Here is a 15,557-nt window from a genome sequence, read left to right on the forward strand (position 1 = left end):
AAACCGGACAGTATTTTATACCGTTACTTCCTCCACCAAATAAACCGGACGAAAATCTTCTTCTTTTTGGTCAAATTTATGGATCAAAATATCTTTTGTCTTTTTTGTGATAATCCAATATCTTTGAACAAAGTATGGGATCCCCGAATTGCTGCCAAAATACTCAACCGTTTGGTTCAAATCGCAAATCTCATCCAATACATTTCGGCAGTAATAAAAATCAGAATAGGACACAAAAACCGAAGCTGGATTTTTTTCACGACGAAAGATGGTTTTTGAAGATAGTGGCGGCATGATGTGATTGCTGATTAATTGAACGGTCTGATTTGAAATTTCAGCCTTTGGAAACAAAGTATTTCCGATGCTGTTCATTACGGGTCTGAAATCAAATCCGGAAATCGCATTCTCATTGAAAATATCAAGTCCGATTTTGGTGAGAATGAGTTCTCCAAAATCTGTCAAACTGATATTCTTTCCATGAAGTTCTTTTTCTCGAATAATCAAATCTGAAATTTGATTTTGGATCATCAATTCGTCACTTTTTCGACTCTTGTTTATAATTTCAAATTTTGCGCCGTAGTAGTTTCCGCCGTGAATTTTGTAAGACGGAATATAAACGTAAAGTTCACATTTACATTCCTTCCGGCGAAGAATCTCCGGTTTGTCCGTCGGAGATATTTTTCGGAAGTATAAAATGAGTATAAAGTCAAAGATAAGTGGAATAAGAAGAATTGACAGATAACCGAAAGTATTGAAAAAGATGTAGGCCAGATCGGGAGATATAAAATAAACAATAATTTCAATGAAAACAGATACTCCGAAATTCAAAAAGGCTAATCCGGGAACGGTAAAAAACAACCGAGTAACAAAAAAATCATATTTTTGGTTCAAAGTGTAAAGGAAATTTTTTCGAGACGCAATGTAAACTCCAGGGATCATTGTGGAAAAGGCCATCAAAAGAACATATGCTCTCGGAACAACCGATGTAACGAAGAATAAAAATTCATAAAATGAAGCAATCATAAAAAACCCTCTGCAGATGGATATTTTTTATTCGTTGGCATTTGCGTTGCTTTTTTAGAAAGATAATTAAAAAGAAAGAAAATAACGGTATCACAAAACCAAACACTGAAATAAAATATGACCGGAAATTCAAGAATTTCTATCCAAGTCCGTGCCGGGTCAAGCACGGAAATGAAAAATGCAATAACTCCGGCTAAAACCATCGGAAGAATGATTAAATTAACTAAAAAGCCTGAAAGTTGGAAAAAAGCCGCAAACCAACTGTTAGATAGATTGCGTGTTTTTGAATGAACCCGATAATAATGAAAATATCCGTAATAATAAAATGTAAATAAAAGTTGAATCGAAACATATATTTTTAGAAAACTGAGGCTTGAATAAAATAAAAGAAATGCAATTAGAAATATGATTTGCAAAATCAAATAGTCACGTAATATTTTTTTTTCGTGAAATCGTTTTAAAGTGTTCATATTTATCCCTTTTTGAAAAATGAGTAATGAATATGTATCATTACTCACAGAATTTTAGAAACATCAGATAGTTGATTTTCAATCACGTTCCCGTCCTCGTCTACCAAATGAACCGGGCTGAAATCATCTTCCGTTTGGTCAAACCGTTCAATGAAAATATCTCGTGCCTTTTTTGTCAAAATCCAAAATCTTTGAACAAACACGGGATCCCCATAATCGCTTCCGAAATATTCGTACGTCTGATTAAAGTCAGCAATTTCTGACAGAACTTGTTGGTTGTAATAGATATTTCCTGAAACCAAAATTCTCAACGGGTATTTTTTGGTCACAATTTCCGTTGGTGGTGACATCTTTGGCATGAAATGATTGCAAATAAGCTGTTTATATTTGAAATTGTCTGCCGGATCCGGTTTTGAAAAAACACGGTAAGATTCATCTTTTTTGACCGGACGCGTATAAAATCCGGATAAATCGTTTTCTTTCAGAATTTCTAACGCTTGGTTTGAAACGACAATTTCTCCATGCGTCGTCATCATCAGATATTCTCCTTCAAGATACCTGAAATCGGCTGCTAAATCCGTTAATTGAGAACGGATTGGCAAGTCATCAGGTTTTCTGTTGGGGTTGATTATTTTATATTTTGTTCCATAGGTTCTACCGCCCAGCATTGTTTCCATTGGATGAAAATAGTACAAATCATAATCTTTAACATCTTTTTTAGTTATTGTTTCAATTTTTAGACTCCTCGGCAGAACAACGTATCTTTGAAGTAAAAAAATTAGAATTAAACTGAAAATGAAGGAAACAAGTGCAGCTGCATAATTTCCCATTAATCCTACAAAAAATGAGGAAATTTTTGGAAACAACCAAATAAAAATTCTGGCAGTTATCATTGAAATAAGCACATTCGCAATAAAAAATAATGGAACCGTAAATAAAATCCTGACGATAAACAGATTGTATCTTTTATTCTCTGTATAAATGAAATTTTTTCTTGCCGCTAAGTAAATGCCGGGAAGAGTTGCCATAAACATAAAGGCAAATTCATATTGATCAACAATCATTTCGAATTCACCACGTTTTTGCTTTTTTCAATCGATGGTATTTTTGTAGCATGCTTTGTTAAATGACGGAAAAATAAAATAAAGATTAAATCAAAAGTGAATAAAAACGGGTAAACAAACAAATAATTTTTCATAAAATCCAGGACGATTAATCCGGGATTGAAATAAATAGATGCTGAAATAAAAAGATCCATTGAAATTAATGGAAGTGCAATGGCGTTAAATAAGTAACCGGCAAGTGATAATAGGTAATGGATTGATCCTTCCGGATCTCCTTCTTTTGAATGAACTTTAAAGAATTGATAATGTTCAAAACAGTATTCAAAAACAAGATATTGGGTACCCATATATACAAATCCGAAAGAGAGAACATGATGGGATAAGAATGAGAAAAAAACGCAAGCTGCTATTCCCAGAATTAATAATAACTTAATAATTAATATCCCATAATGTTGAAAGTCTTTTGGTTGAATGTTGATGCCTCCTTACTAGATGGGATGAGGAAAACTCCCCATCCTCTATTTTTGATACAGCTTTCAAATACTTATCCGATTACTGCACCGCAAACCGGACAGTATTTTACGCCACTACTTCCTCCGCTGCTACTTGTTCCTCCGCCGTGGGTGGAGTCAACAACATGATCACCGACAATATTCACAATATCAGAAATTTCTTTCTCATTGTGCATTGATTTGGTAAATGTTTCAAGTGGTGTATTTCTGAGAGTTTGTTTTCCGGTACTTTTTACAAGGTACTTCAAAGCAGGAACATTACCCATTTTTAATACTTCTTTAAATTTCGTTACTTTTACTGGTTTTACAAATCCGCCGCCAACAGCTCCAAAGGCAAGATCTTCAATCATGCATTTTGAATCGAAGACATACTCCTTATCAATTTCGCCTGCAACATAATAACTTTCGGCAGCTCTTCCAGCCATCCCACTGATAAGGCTTGCACCAGTGGAGGTAACTCCCATTACGAATGAGGTTTCAAATGCAGTTGCTCCGGCAGCGGCCATTAATCCTGAACCAACTCCTAAAGTCAATCCAAATATGCCCCCTGCAACGGCACCGCCAAGAGCGGCACCACCGACTTGTTTCCAATTGACTTCCCCTGTCGTAGCATATTGAATCGCAGCAGACATACCTCCTGCAATAAGACCGCCCGCTATGGCTCCTGCTGCCGCCGTTACCAACAATGGCGTATGCCCATCCGGATCCGTATATGTCACCGGATTATTGTAACTGTACGCATACCGGTTCAATGCTTGCGGATTATATACGTTTGGAATCATGCTGTCCGCTTGCGTGAATGTAAATGTCGTTGGGTTATAGTATCGGGCACCGTAGTAGTAAATGCCGATGTCCGACTCAAACTCTTTTCCGGTGTAGGTGTATTTGGAGGCGGCAAAGCTGCTTGCGCCGGAAGACGTTGATGTGCTTTGAAGCGTCACCGTTTGTGTTCCGGTGAAATACGGAATATTTTCGTGGCACCATTCGACATCCGGTTCGTTTCCGGCACCGAACGTCTCGGTCAAGTCAATGAGAATCGGTTCGGTTACGGCAAAAACATCACTGTTCATGTTTGATGCCAAAATGTTTTCAATTTCCTGGCGATCGCCGGCATGATGCGTGAAAATTCCGGAGACGGAATCCATTTCATGGCCGTGTTCCAAAAGTGAATGCGCTGAATGGTCATGAATTTCAGCTTTGGAAGCGGAGAGTTCAAATTGTTCAGCATAAGCATTCTCACCATTTCCGGCTAAGTTCGAACGGATGTAGTATTTGTGACCGTTCACTAAATCTTGTTTTTGATAAACGGCTGCTGTTTGATTCGTTCCGAATTCTTTCGTTTTAAATCCGCTTGGCACAAGAATCTTTGGCGGCGTAACTGAAGCTTTTTGGATTTCAGCTGATGAAATATGGGTTGCAGACAAAGACGCGGAAGATGACGAATTCACAGCCTAACCCCAAAATTATTGATTAATATAATTTAAATTATTATATTATAGTAAAAATTATATTAAATTAATTAAAATCAATTTTCATAGTTCTTTAAGGGATATAAATTATTTTATTTGGGTAATATATATTATCCTAAAAAATAACATTCAGGGTTAAAAATAAAATACGATTTAAACATATTTCTGTGAACAGGATTCAAAAAGAGACACGATAAACTCAATTGGCGGATATGGCCATCGTTGACAAGCTTCGAATGGAAAAAAAGAAAATAAACATTTCTGTTTATTCCCATTACTTTTTAAGGATTCAAATAATCCTCAATTTCCGATTCAAAAAAGAATTCTTTATCTTCAAACGCCGGTTTCAATTGGTCAAACTAATTTTTTTGAATTGAAAGTTCAGAATCTCATATTGGTTTATATTATGCGGTTTAGTTCACTGCAAAATTTAATATATTATTCTATCAATACCATAAATTCGGACTAATTTTCAATACTGATAAATAGCAAATAAAGGTGTGAGCAGATGGTAAAATCTAAAATAATTTCTCTTTTTTTTGTTGTTTTTTTCATACTCTCTGTAAATATAGTCATGGCGGATATTACTAAATCAGGTAATGATGCTATTGAATCAGACAATGATGCTGATCCGTTCAACGATGCTGAATTTATGGAATTGGTGTCAGTTGAGGATACTGGCGGATACATTATTGAATTTTATACAACTGATCCACAAAAAATTAACGAATTGATTGAAAGGGGATTTATTGAACCTCTTAATGGAGAAATACCTTCAGAAGTATCAATGACAACTTTCCTCTCAAAAGAATTACTTTCGGAAGATTCCAAAACTATTTTGTCTGAAAAATCTGAAGAATCTGCCTCTTAAATATTCATTCCATCCGAGTGGTTCTATGTTTTACTCGGACAATTTCATCTGTTTGTTTAAAATGACATTATTTCAAATAATTTTTTAAAAATCAAAAATCAAGGATTCAAATAATCCTCAATTTCCGATTCAAAAAAGAACTCTTTTTCCTCAAACGCCGGTTTCAATTGGTCAAACCAGGTCGCATCGGGATTGTATTCTGCAAAAAAAGGTTTGGCCACCCAATCCGGATTGCGTCCTTGGATAAAACGAAGAACAAATATTTTTTTGCCGTAAACGTCGCTTGTTCCGAGAATTTGAATTTTTCCGGCGTGGTCGCTCATAATCGGACCGCGCACCGTCCGGCAAATGCCGCTCACTTGTTGGTACGCTTCCCGGAAAACTTGCTGGGCGCGTTCCAACGGCAGTTCGAAATAATGCTTGGCACCTGTATCTCTCGCGACAAACATGTAATACGGAATGCAGCCGAAATCGGTTTGCTTGCGCCACATCTTTGCCCATAAGGCGGGGTCGTTATTGATGTGGTTGAGGACAGGTGATTGCGTCCGAATTTGAGCGTTGGTGCATAAAATCCGGTGAATGGCTTCACGAACGGCTTTTGTTTCCATTTCTTTCGGATGGTTAAAGTTGGCCATCACCGCCAAATGTTTGTCGGCGGCAACAACTTTTTCAAACAAAGCAATCATGCTATCGGCGTCGGAATCTGTTGTAAACCGGTAGGGCCAGTGCGCCAATGCTTTGGTACCGATGCGAATCGTTTTGATTTGCTTCATGTCCTCTTCAAGCAAGCGGTCGATGTATTTTGACAAAACCGGCGTTTTCATGGTCATCGGGTCACCGCCGGTCAACAAAACATCGGTGACGTCCGGTTTGGATTTGATGTAGTCCATGTATGTTTCGTAATCCTCCTTGATGGCGAATTTGGAGTCCGTCATGCTTGAAATCTTGGAAAATTGAGGCCAACGAAAACAAAAAGAACAGTAAGCGTAACACGTTTGTCCTTGATTCGGAAATAAAAGAACCGTTTCCCGATATTTGTGCTGAAGGCCGTTCAATGCGGTTCCTTCAAAAACCGGAACATTGTGAGACTGCCCGGACGGGTCCGGGTTAAGCGACAAGCGGACGGCCTCAACGGCGTCGCTCAGTTTTTTCTTGTCGGCCGGATCATTTGTTTCCTGATACCGGCGAAGGAACATCTTGACCGTCTCATAATCATGGTTTGAGATCATGTCTTTTCGCGGGAAATGAAGGGAAAACATCGGGTCTGTCGACGCATTTTCCCAATCGATGAGCTCGTCGGTGGCGTAATTGTTGGTCTTAAACGGTAAAACCTGCCCGACCACTTCAACGGCTTCGATATCTTTTTCGGACAAACATGCCGCCTGTTCAATTTCTTTGAAATTATAAGATGTGTAGGCTTTGTATGTCCGAGGGTTCGTATCTGTCATGATAACCTCCTGTCATTTCTGACACTTTTTCGGATACTTCGGATTTTCAATTATTTCGGGCTCACATTTTATAAGTTTTACGAAAACATTCTGAAAAATTATAATATTCAAAAAATAGAAAAGCAGCGTGTGTCGGGCTAAAATACAAATAAAATTTTCAAAATTTAAAATATATAAATTGTTTTATGTTTTGAAATTTGTGAAAAAATGATTGATGAAAAATAAAAAATGACGTTTTGTCTTTCTTGCTATTCTTTTTGCGGCGCCGCGCGCGTTATGGCGACACATTTTTAAAAAGTCAAGAAAAATCAAGGATGGGTTTTTGAAAAAAAGCAAACAATCCGTCCCGCAATGCTTTGCGTTTGTATTTTGCGGAATTCCATACGCAGGTACATTCAATGAGCAGTTTTCAGTTTCAGATTGCATCTTACTGTTTACAGTTCTGATTGCACCTTACTGTTTACAGTTTCGGATTGCATCTTACCGTTTACTATTTTCAGCTTGCACCTTGCGGTTTCCAATATCGAGTTGCATCTGCCTTTTCAGCGGTATCCGTAAAATACAGATGCTTCGCATCTGATTTTACGGGATGGCTTGCTTGATTTTGTTCAAACTTTTATCTTTTTGAATCATTGCCAAGACAGAATCGGATAAGCGGTTCCTTCAGCAATCATCCAAATTTCATTGTTGTCGTTGTCCGTTGAGTTTCGAATGCTCCAGCCAAGACCGTTATAGAATGTTTTGGTTTTGGCGTCAGAGGCGGAAACATCGGCCCCGTCTTTTCCATTGGCATTTGACATCCAAGTTCCGCCGGTCATTTCGCCAAGAGCGTAGTTGTTTTCCAAAGTTCCGGAACTTAAACCGGCGATACGGCCTTTATTAGGACTTGTCGTTGACAATGTTTGGATGAACGAGGTGCAGTTTTTAACGGCCGTATCCGAATTCACACTTCCAACCAAACCACCGGTGCTGTTCTTTCCGGAAACGGTATTGCCGCTTGAATAGCAGTTTTCAATGAGATTGGTTTGGGAAGTGTTGCCGACCAACCCGCCGACCGCGTAACTTGCGTTGTTGCTGGTTACATTTCCGGCGGCGTAGCAGTTGAGTACAGTGCTGCTGTTCAAATAACCGACCAAACCGCCGGTTCCGGTAATGCCGGATGACGTTCCGTAAATGGCGGTTGAATTGAATAAAACATCACCCGTGGAATAACAATTTGTCATCGTACTGTTCACATAAATGCCGGCCAGACCGCCAACCGTATGGTTTCCGGAAACAGAAGGACCTGTAAAGCGGCATTTTGTTAAGTTAAAGTTTGCTTCATGCGTACTTGTCAGTCCGGTTCCGCCAATGAGGCCGCCGACATATTGAATGCCTTCAACTTTTCCGGTTACGGTACAATTTGTCACAGGCGCCTTAAAGTCTGAACCGATGAGACCGCCGACATAAGCGTTTCCGGACACGTTTGATTCGGATGTACAATCGGTAACAACTCCTTTATTCATGAACCCGACCAAACCACCGGCCTTTGTGCTGACAGCAAAAAATCCATTTCGTCCTTCCACTGTTCCTTCTGAACGGCAATTTTGAATGACCGAACTGCTTGCCACACGGCCAATCAGTCCGCCGACATCTTCCAATGCGACTGTGTCTCCCTTTGCTTTACAATTTTCGACAGTATTTGAAGCCAACGTGTTTTCACCGATTTCGCCAATCAGTCCGCCGAATTTTATTCCGCCGATATAGTCGTCTGATACATTAACTTCCGCTGAACACTCTGAAATAAGTCCGGTTGCGTAGCCCAAAAGGCCGCCGCTGCTTTCTGCTCCGATCAAATTTCCCGACACATTCACATTCCGAATCTGTGTGTTATTTCCATGACCCAAAAGACCGCCTGTATAAAAACAGCCGGTAACGTCAATATTTTCTAAATTCAAATTTTCCAGTTTAGAGTGTTCCGAATAACCAAAGAGCCCCATGAAGTTGTTTTCTTCGTCTTCGTACGGGTAACCCATAAAACTAAATGGCCGATAGATGTACAATCCTGAAATCGTTTTATTTTGTCCGTTTAAATTTCCGGAAAATGGATTCGGAGACTCTATTATATAATTGCCGGTATCATCAAGGTTCATTGTTGCCGTCCCAATCGGAATCCATCCGAAACCGTCCGCATAAGCCCGATCTTTTTCCACCGTTCCCGTGTTCCATTCCGCCGGAATATCAATGTCATCCGCCAGTTCGAAATACTTGCCGGCGTCGGCAATTCCCGTATAATACCGAAGCGCGTCCATTTGAACGACATCGGAAATCATATACGGATTTGCCGCCGTTCCTTTTCCGGATTCGAACGGATAATTCACGGTCTCGGTTCCTTTATCGCCGTCAATGTAGAACGTGTAAGTGTAAATTTTTCCGTTTCCGGCGTTTTCCAGAACGGGATCTTTCATTTTGACGACATAAGTGTTCGGTGCCGAAAGCAATTCATAGCTGACATTCTGAACCCAGCCGCCGGAACCATTTGTCGTGTAATAGACTTTGAGCTCCGAGCCCGTAATGGTTGTGCCGCCGTCCGGCGTCATCAAAACGCGTAAATAATAAGCGCTGTCCGACCACAGTTTGTAATCGTAAAGCGAAACGTCCGCGTCAATCGGATCGCCTCCGGGCGCCGGCGGAACCGGCGGGTCAACCGGTGAGATCGGCGGATTTCCACCGCCATCCGGCGTCACGTTTTTTGGCGGAATCCGGGGCGATGTGGAACTGTTTCCGGGAACCGCCTGCTCGAATCCTCCGGCATCTTGGGATGACAATGAGCAACTGAGGCAACTTGTTTGCGGTTCGCGATCGACCAAGAGTGTCACAAATAAAAACGCCAGCGATAAAATAACAAGAATAACAATGCCGATTCTGATTCGGCTTTGACTTTTCATATTCAATGGTTCACCTATTTTAATCCGTTATTTGTATGAATAATAATGACCAATCTCTCAACTCACTAAATATAATTTGAGATTGGGCGATGAACTATAAACTAAAAGCAAAATATAAACCTATCTCCGCAATTTGTAAAATAAAGCTCATTAAATAAAAATAGACACGCTATCGAAACAAAATGAAAAAAACAGCAGCGGCATTCGCTATAATATATTATTTTGATGTCAAAAACTCTAAAACCGGAAGATATCAATTAAAAATGAAGAATTATTAAACAACACATAAAAAATAAATCCTCTTAAAAAACAAAAGTAAAAAATCAAACCCCGATTTGAATCGGGTCGGTAATTCTCTTTAATGTCGAAATCGCGGACAACGCCGCCAAGTAACTGGTTTTCGGGTTAATCGGCGACGGTTTATTTTCAATGCGCATTTTCATGTGTCCGAAGTCGCCGAACACCTCCAGTTCGTGAATGTTGTCCGAAATTGTCGGGTCAGCAATGATTTTAACGACCGTTTTTTCAAAACCGATGCCGCACAAACTGATTGTTGCGCAAATGTTGACGTTTTTGGGAAACGCCACAACGGCGTCGGCTGCCTTTCCTTCAAAGAGAAGCGTCGGCGTCGTGATATCGGTGAGATTGATTTTCTTTTCGGTCAAATAAGGCGAGCCGATCAGTCCCGAAATTGGTTTTCGGGTCGTTACGGTGACCGATTTTAAACCGGCAATCGCGGCGGATTTTAAACCGTCTGTTCCGGCAATGGCGCCCGATGGGAGATAAACCTTACAATTGTGGTTGGAAGCCGCTTTTTGGATTTTGGCGTAAAAATCCGGATTTTGGAAAGCGCCGGCACTCAAAATCATCATGTTTTTGCCGTTTTCCAAAATCATCGGCGCGTATTTTAAAACCGCTTCTTGAGACGCGCATTCGATGACCAAATCGCAACTCTTTGCCATCTCTTCCGGTGTTACCTTTTTGGGCGATGAATTTTTGAGTTCCCGCAGGACAGAATCGACTTTCTCGCCGGAAAAATCAAAAATACCGGCCAGCTCCGCAACCACAAGCCCGGAATCAATGGCCATACAAATTTGAGATCCGATAAAACCGCAACCGATAACCCCGATTTTAATCATTAAATTCCCCCACATGAAAAACGAATGAAAAGTGAATGCGAAAGTATTGAATGACAAAAAGAATTCAACGGCTAAATATACCTTTTGAGTGATGTCGCAAATCAGACCGTTTCATTATATTTTATCCTTTCCGAAAAGCATTATGTCTTCCGCATATCAAAAACAACATCCGTCGGCAAAAATTTTGAAACAATTCAAAAATGTAATCGATAAACCTTTTATCCAATGAATGTGTAGTTTTTGTTACAATTCACAACTCTTTTCATTTTCACATAAAGATCATTTAGTTTTATTTTCCATGGGCGTGGAAAGATGATTTTAACAAAAGAAATCGAAACTTTTCTGGAAGAAGACCTTCGAGACGACGATGTTTCCTGCACGCTCGTCCCGAATAAAACGGTCAAAGCGGTCATTTTTACAAAACAGGCGTGTCTCGTCTCCGGACTTGAAATTGCGGCTGCCATTTTGGATTATATGAATATTTCTTATGTTCAAAAAAAGAATCCGGGAGATTCGGCAGGCAAAGGCGACGTTTTGTTTGAATTGTCCGGCGATTCCGTTTCGATTTTACGCGCCGAACGTTTGGTTTTGAATTTCTTGTCCCGATTGTCCGGGATTGCGACCAATACGCATGATTACGTTTCCATTGTTGAAAAAAGTGTCTCCGACTTCAACAAACAAAACAAAACAAGCATCAACGCGCCGAAAATTGCGGCCACCCGAAAGACAACGCCCGGCATCCGCAAGTTTGAAAAGAAAGCGGTCATTGACGGCGGCGGCGATTCCCACCGGAACAATCTGGCGGATTTGGTGATGATTAAAGACAATCACATCGAAATCATGGGATTTGAAAACGCGTTTTTGGAAGCGAAAAGAAAAGCCTCTTTCTCCAAAAAAATTGAAATGGAAGCGGAAACCAAAGAACAAGCTCTTTCGGCGGCCCGCCTTGGTGCTGATATTGTGATGTTGGACAACATGACGCCGGCCGAAATCAAAGAAACAGTTTCTTTGTTGGTTAAAAATAAGTTGCGTGACCGGATTCTAATTGAAGCGTCGGGCGGCATCAAAAAAGAAAATTTGCCGGAATATGCCGTTGCCGGTGTCGATATCATTTCACTCAGCGCCGTGACAAACGATGCCAAGTGGATAGATATCAGTCTCGACATTCGGAAATAATGTACCCATTTGAGGACAAAATGTCCGGCAAAAAAGACGTTGACGCTTGGGATTTGGAATACACGCATCTGGAATGGGGCGGCGTTTCCGACGCGGCTTGGATCAAACAACGGCTTTTGCCCGGTCGCGTTCTTTTAGACGCCGGCTGCGGAACCGGACGGTATGTCAAAGAGTTTTTTCCGGCAAACACATGTTTCGCGCTCGATTTTTCAAAACAAGCGGTTTTTCGTTCGGCGGAATCCACGGCGTCTTTTTATGGCCGGCTTTCTGCGAAAAAGAAAGAAACTGTTTTTCCGGAGTTTATCATCGGAGATATTGCACATCTCCCCTTTTCAGGCGGGTTTGACACAATTTTGTGCCTCGGCGTTCTTCAGCATTTGACGGCAAACGCCCGGAAAACAGCCGTCTCCGAATTTTTCCGTGTTCTTCAACCGAAAGGGCTTGTTTTTTTTGAAGCCTTTGGAACCCGCGATATGCGTTTTGGAAGCGAACAACAAAATGAAAGCCCGGAGCCGAACAGCTTTGTCCGGCAAAATGGCATTTTCTATCATTATTTTGAGGAAAACGAAGTGATTGAGCTGTTTGAAAAGAACGGGTTTGAAACGGTGGAAATCAAATCGGTTGAAAAAGAAAAGAAATATGACGGAAAAACGTACATCCGGCATCATATTCGCGGCGTTTTTGAAAAACGACAATAAGTCGAAAAACAACTGAAAACAATAAAAGGAAGTCAAAGATAAATCAAAAACGTTTGCTCAAACAACAAAATTAAAAAAATGGATAGTCCCGAACGGATTCGAACCATTGTCGTCGGCTCCAAAGGCCGACATGATTGACCACTACACTACGGGACTACAGCGAATGTTTGTGAAAGCTTACTTGAAGCGACTTAGAGAAGGAAAAAGTAGCATAAAAAGATTTTGATAAAAAATATCATTTCAGATATTTTTTGATGATTTTTGAATCGAAAATAGGAAATATGGAAAAAGAGATTTACTCTTTTTCATCGCCGCCTAAATTATCCAAATTGTTTTCGTCGGCGAATTTGATCAGCGCTTCCCCTAAAACCCGGGTGTGTTTCGGGCTGAGGTTGAATCGGGACCGCTTTTTGCCGGCGCGTTCCTTGGAAATTTCCACATATTCCTTGTCGTAGCGTTCGCTTCTTTCCAGAGAAATGGCCATGTACCAGCCGCCTCCCATTTTAATTTCGGCGTACGCGGTCGGTTCGCCGTCGTCTGCGTCTGCAATCACTTCTTCAAAATTGTCTTCTTTTGCCATTTTCATTCTCCTGTTGCTTTTGTTTTATTACTGATTTTATTTTTGATTATTTGAATTGTTTTTTGTTTTTTTGTCGTCGTCTTTAATGTCCCGGAAATCCCAATCGTTGGCCAGCCGCACTTTTCGGAGGTAACTCGGATCATAAAGCGCATGTGTTTCCCTTTTTTCTTTGAAAACCGGCTCTTTTCGGATTTTTTTCCAGATTTCCGCCATCGGCTCTTCATTGATGTTTCCGTATGACAGCGGAATATATGGGTCCGGCCAAACGTCGCCGGTGGTCGTCACGTGAAGCCAGCGGCGGCCGGCCATCGCGCCAAACATTTGTCCTTCAAAAATCGTATTTGAAAAGACGCGTGGTCCGCCTTCGTGGGAATTGATTTTTTTATAAAATTCATTGATTTTTTTGCGTCCTTCGGCGCCCATTTGTTTGACGCCTTCGATGGTTGGCGCCGTTTCCCAGATTGAAAACTCGTGAACGCCCAGTTTTTTCGCCAGCTGGTATAAGTCTTCCATTTCTCCAACACGGTCTTTATCCAAATGTGTGGCCATGGTCACCAAAAGACCGGCATCCAACCCGTATTTAATGGCAGCGACCGCTTTGTCGTACGCGCCCGGAATTCCTCTCATTTTATCATGAACGGACGGCTTGGTGGAATAAATGCTGACCAAAAGCGTTTGAAGACCGGCTTTTTTGAGGCGGCGCGCCTTTTCGAGGGAAAAGTCAAGTCCCCAGGTGTATGTCATGACGACAGCTTTTGATTTGTCAACGTATTCGATGAGTTCCTCAATGTTGTTGTTGAGAAGCGGGTCTCCTTCCGTAAACGTAATCACAACCGCGCCCATTTCAAGCGCCTGATCGATCGCGCTTTTGATTTGATCCGCAGACGGTTCGGGCGGGTCAATTTGTTTGAGCTTTTGACCGGCGATGCCGTAATTTTTGTGAACGTGCGGATTGTATTTGCAGGTCACTTCAATCGAAACCGTTTCCGGAACAAAACGGCGTGTTGCGATTTTCACTTCGTCTTTAATCAAACGGTCAAAAACCGGACTTGGAATCGGCGGAAGCCAAGTCGATGGAAAAACGGAATCATCCGTGACTTTGGCCGGTTTTTCATCGGCCAACCTTTTGTTCATGACAGACAAAAAAGGTTCGGCAATCGCTTTAAACGGACCGCGGCTTTCTAATTGTATTTTTGAATCATTGTCTCTTGAGACGGAAATGGTCAAACCCGGTTTTTGAAAGACGGGAATGGAATCTTTTATCACGAATTCACCACCGGTGTTGAACCTGAAATGTAGAATCAGGACGATAAGTATAAGGTCGGGATAAAGGATAATAATTCCCAACCATATAATTATACTTGTCGTATATCTTTATTTTATATTTGAATCCGAAACCAAAGTTTTCAAACCTTTTCGGCAAACGCCAAAAACCCGGTAATCTTTTTGATTTTGACACTCAGCGTTTGGCCTTTAGCGGCGCCCGGGACGAAAATGGTAAATTTATCAAACTTAGCGATGCCGTCTCCTTTAGACCCGACCGCTTCGATCTGAATCATGTATGTTCCGCCTTCTTCAAGCGTCGTTGCGGCTTTTGTTCCGGTGGTCTGTCTCTTTTTCACCGGCCGGTGCGCGCCGCAAGCCGCGCATTTGAGAATCAAAACGCGTTCGTTTTTCTCAAGCGTCGTATCTGGGCGGTTGCATTCCGAGCACATCACATATTCTTCGACATAACTTTGAATGTTTGAATCCATTTGATCGCGGGTGAACCGTCCTTGAAACACGGCGCGTCCGCCTTCTAATTTTCCGGCCGTTCCGAGTTCGCGGGTCAAGTACTTCATCAAATGGTCCGGGTCCCGGCGGAGAACATCAGCGATGTTTGCGAAATTTTCAAGAACGGTTGTTTTCCCTTCGGAAAAAATCCTGGCATCGGGAACGGTGAAACGCTCATCAGTGGTTTCTTCATCCGGTAATTGCTCAATCGCGCGGTTTAAAAGTTTTTCATAACTGTCCATCTTTATTCCTCTATTTGGTTTTGATTTCTACAACAAACCACAAGATATTATAAAAAGGTATTACACCAAAAATTTTTGACTTGAAGAAACGGCGAATTTTATAGCTTTTATAAAAAACAAGTCGCCCATTTGTTCTGTAAATCATGCAAAACGTGTCGCTATAAC

Annotated in this window: 14 protein-coding genes and 1 tRNA gene; 3 read left to right on the top strand and 12 right to left on the bottom strand. The window is 41.1% G+C overall.

The window, feature by feature from the left end; genetic code table 11:
- Window positions 1–15: 15 nt before the first annotated feature.
- From MsAc7_RS06980 to MsAc7_RS07000, 5 genes are all read right to left on the bottom strand, one after another.
- Complete coding sequence (locus MsAc7_RS06980) at window positions 16–1,023, bottom strand: hypothetical protein (protein WP_338102202.1); 1,008 nt, start codon at window positions 1,021–1,023, stop codon at window positions 16–18.
- Complete coding sequence (locus tag MsAc7_RS06985) at window positions 1,020–1,493, bottom strand: hypothetical protein (protein ID WP_338102203.1); 474 nt, start codon at window positions 1,491–1,493, stop codon at window positions 1,020–1,022. The genes MsAc7_RS06980 and MsAc7_RS06985 overlap by 4 nt, the downstream gene beginning before the upstream one ends.
- Before the next feature lie 44 nt (window positions 1,494–1,537).
- Complete coding sequence (locus MsAc7_RS06990) at window positions 1,538–2,095, bottom strand: hypothetical protein (protein ID WP_338102204.1); 558 nt, start codon at window positions 2,093–2,095, stop codon at window positions 1,538–1,540.
- A gap of 458 nt (window positions 2,096–2,553) precedes the next feature.
- Window positions 2,554–2,904 (bottom strand): hypothetical protein, encoded by a 351-nt coding sequence (locus MsAc7_RS06995; RefSeq protein WP_338102205.1) that lies wholly within the window; start codon window positions 2,902–2,904, stop codon window positions 2,554–2,556.
- 197 nt (window positions 2,905–3,101) lie between these two features.
- Window positions 3,102–4,517, bottom strand: a complete 1,416-nt coding sequence (locus MsAc7_RS07000) for an RHS repeat-associated core domain-containing protein (protein WP_338102206.1) — start codon at window positions 4,515–4,517, stop codon at window positions 3,102–3,104.
- 529 nt (window positions 4,518–5,046) lie between these two features.
- Between MsAc7_RS07000 and MsAc7_RS07005 the strand changes: the two genes are divergently transcribed.
- Window positions 5,047–5,409 (top strand): hypothetical protein, encoded by a 363-nt coding sequence (locus tag MsAc7_RS07005; RefSeq protein WP_338102207.1) that lies wholly within the window; start codon window positions 5,047–5,049, stop codon window positions 5,407–5,409.
- 98 nt (window positions 5,410–5,507) lie between these two features.
- Here the strand turns inward: MsAc7_RS07005 and MsAc7_RS07010 are convergent, their stop codons facing one another.
- From MsAc7_RS07010 to MsAc7_RS07020, 3 genes are all read right to left on the bottom strand, one after another.
- The gene (locus tag MsAc7_RS07010) at window positions 5,508–6,857 is read right to left on the bottom strand and encodes a KamA family radical SAM protein (protein WP_338102208.1); all 1,350 of its coding nucleotides are present in this window, start codon (window positions 6,855–6,857) and stop codon (window positions 5,508–5,510) included.
- Between the two features lie 629 nt (window positions 6,858–7,486).
- A complete protein-coding gene (locus tag MsAc7_RS07015) occupies window positions 7,487–9,784 on the bottom strand; it encodes a GLUG motif-containing protein (protein WP_338103481.1) in 2,298 nt (765 codons plus the stop codon).
- Between the two features lie 323 nt (window positions 9,785–10,107).
- Entirely contained in the window at window positions 10,108–10,923 is an 816-nt protein-coding gene (locus MsAc7_RS07020; RefSeq protein ID WP_338102209.1) for an aspartate dehydrogenase, read from the bottom strand.
- Window positions 10,924–11,235: 312 nt separating this feature from the next.
- Between MsAc7_RS07020 and nadC the strand changes: the two genes are divergently transcribed.
- Window positions 11,236–12,099, top strand: a complete 864-nt coding sequence (gene nadC / locus MsAc7_RS07025) for a carboxylating nicotinate-nucleotide diphosphorylase (protein ID WP_338102210.1) — start codon at window positions 11,236–11,238, stop codon at window positions 12,097–12,099.
- A 20-nt stretch (window positions 12,100–12,119) separates the two neighbouring features.
- Window positions 12,120–12,797 carry a methyltransferase domain-containing protein gene (locus tag MsAc7_RS07030; protein WP_338102211.1) on the top strand — a complete coding sequence of 226 codons (678 nt, stop codon included), beginning with the start codon at window positions 12,120–12,122 and terminating at the stop codon, window positions 12,795–12,797.
- 83 nt (window positions 12,798–12,880) lie between these two features.
- Here the strand turns inward: MsAc7_RS07030 and MsAc7_RS07035 are convergent.
- From MsAc7_RS07035 to MsAc7_RS07050, 4 genes are all read right to left on the bottom strand, one after another.
- Window positions 12,881–12,953: transfer RNA gene (locus MsAc7_RS07035), tRNA-Gln, on the bottom strand.
- A 139-nt stretch (window positions 12,954–13,092) separates the two neighbouring features.
- Window positions 13,093–13,299 (bottom strand): hypothetical protein, encoded by a 207-nt coding sequence (locus MsAc7_RS07040; RefSeq protein ID WP_420847470.1) that lies wholly within the window; start codon window positions 13,297–13,299, stop codon window positions 13,093–13,095.
- Between the two features lie 114 nt (window positions 13,300–13,413).
- Window positions 13,414–14,643: a radical SAM protein gene (locus tag MsAc7_RS07045; protein ID WP_338102213.1), complete on the bottom strand. Its 1,230-nt coding sequence runs from the start codon at window positions 14,641–14,643 to the stop codon at window positions 13,414–13,416.
- Window positions 14,644–14,783: 140 nt separating this feature from the next.
- Window positions 14,784–15,392, bottom strand: coding sequence for a translation initiation factor IF-2 subunit beta (locus MsAc7_RS07050; RefSeq protein WP_338102214.1), 609 nt, complete (start codon window positions 15,390–15,392; stop codon window positions 14,784–14,786).
- Window positions 15,393–15,557: the final 165 nt, after the last annotated feature.

Source organism: Methanolapillus millepedarum (assembly GCF_032594115.1).
In the GTDB taxonomy this organism is placed as follows: domain Archaea; phylum Halobacteriota; class Methanosarcinia; order Methanosarcinales; family Methanosarcinaceae; genus Methanolapillus; species Methanolapillus millepedarum.

What these genes read in the sequence shown, in the direction of transcription:
- MsAc7_RS06995 (WP_338102205.1), bottom strand. Translation starts at nt 2,904, where the DNA reads ATGGGTACCCAATATCTTGTTTTTGAATACTGTTTTGAACATTATCAA.
- MsAc7_RS06985 (WP_338102203.1), bottom strand. Translation starts at nt 1,493, where the DNA reads ATGAACACTTTAAAACGATTTCACGAAAAAAAAATATTACGTGACTAT.
- MsAc7_RS07015 (WP_338103481.1), bottom strand. Translation starts at nt 9,784, where the DNA reads ATGAAAAGTCAAAGCCGAATCAGAATCGGCATTGTTATTCTTGTTATT.
- MsAc7_RS07010 (WP_338102208.1), bottom strand. Translation starts at nt 6,857, where the DNA reads ATGACAGATACGAACCCTCGGACATACAAAGCCTACACATCTTATAAT.
- MsAc7_RS07005 (WP_338102207.1), top strand. Translation starts at nt 5,047, where the DNA reads ATGGTAAAATCTAAAATAATTTCTCTTTTTTTTGTTGTTTTTTTCATA.
- MsAc7_RS07040 (WP_420847470.1), bottom strand. Translation starts at nt 13,299, where the DNA reads ATGGGAGGCGGCTGGTACATGGCCATTTCTCTGGAAAGAAGCGAACGC.
- nadC (WP_338102210.1), top strand. Translation starts at nt 11,236, where the DNA reads ATGATTTTAACAAAAGAAATCGAAACTTTTCTGGAAGAAGACCTTCGA.
- MsAc7_RS07030 (WP_338102211.1), top strand. Translation starts at nt 12,120, where the DNA reads ATGTCCGGCAAAAAAGACGTTGACGCTTGGGATTTGGAATACACGCAT.
- MsAc7_RS07050 (WP_338102214.1), bottom strand. Translation starts at nt 15,392, where the DNA reads ATGGACAGTTATGAAAAACTTTTAAACCGCGCGATTGAGCAATTACCG.
- MsAc7_RS07020 (WP_338102209.1), bottom strand. Translation starts at nt 10,923, where the DNA reads ATGATTAAAATCGGGGTTATCGGTTGCGGTTTTATCGGATCTCAAATT.
- MsAc7_RS06980 (WP_338102202.1), bottom strand. Translation starts at nt 1,023, where the DNA reads ATGATTGCTTCATTTTATGAATTTTTATTCTTCGTTACATCGGTTGTT.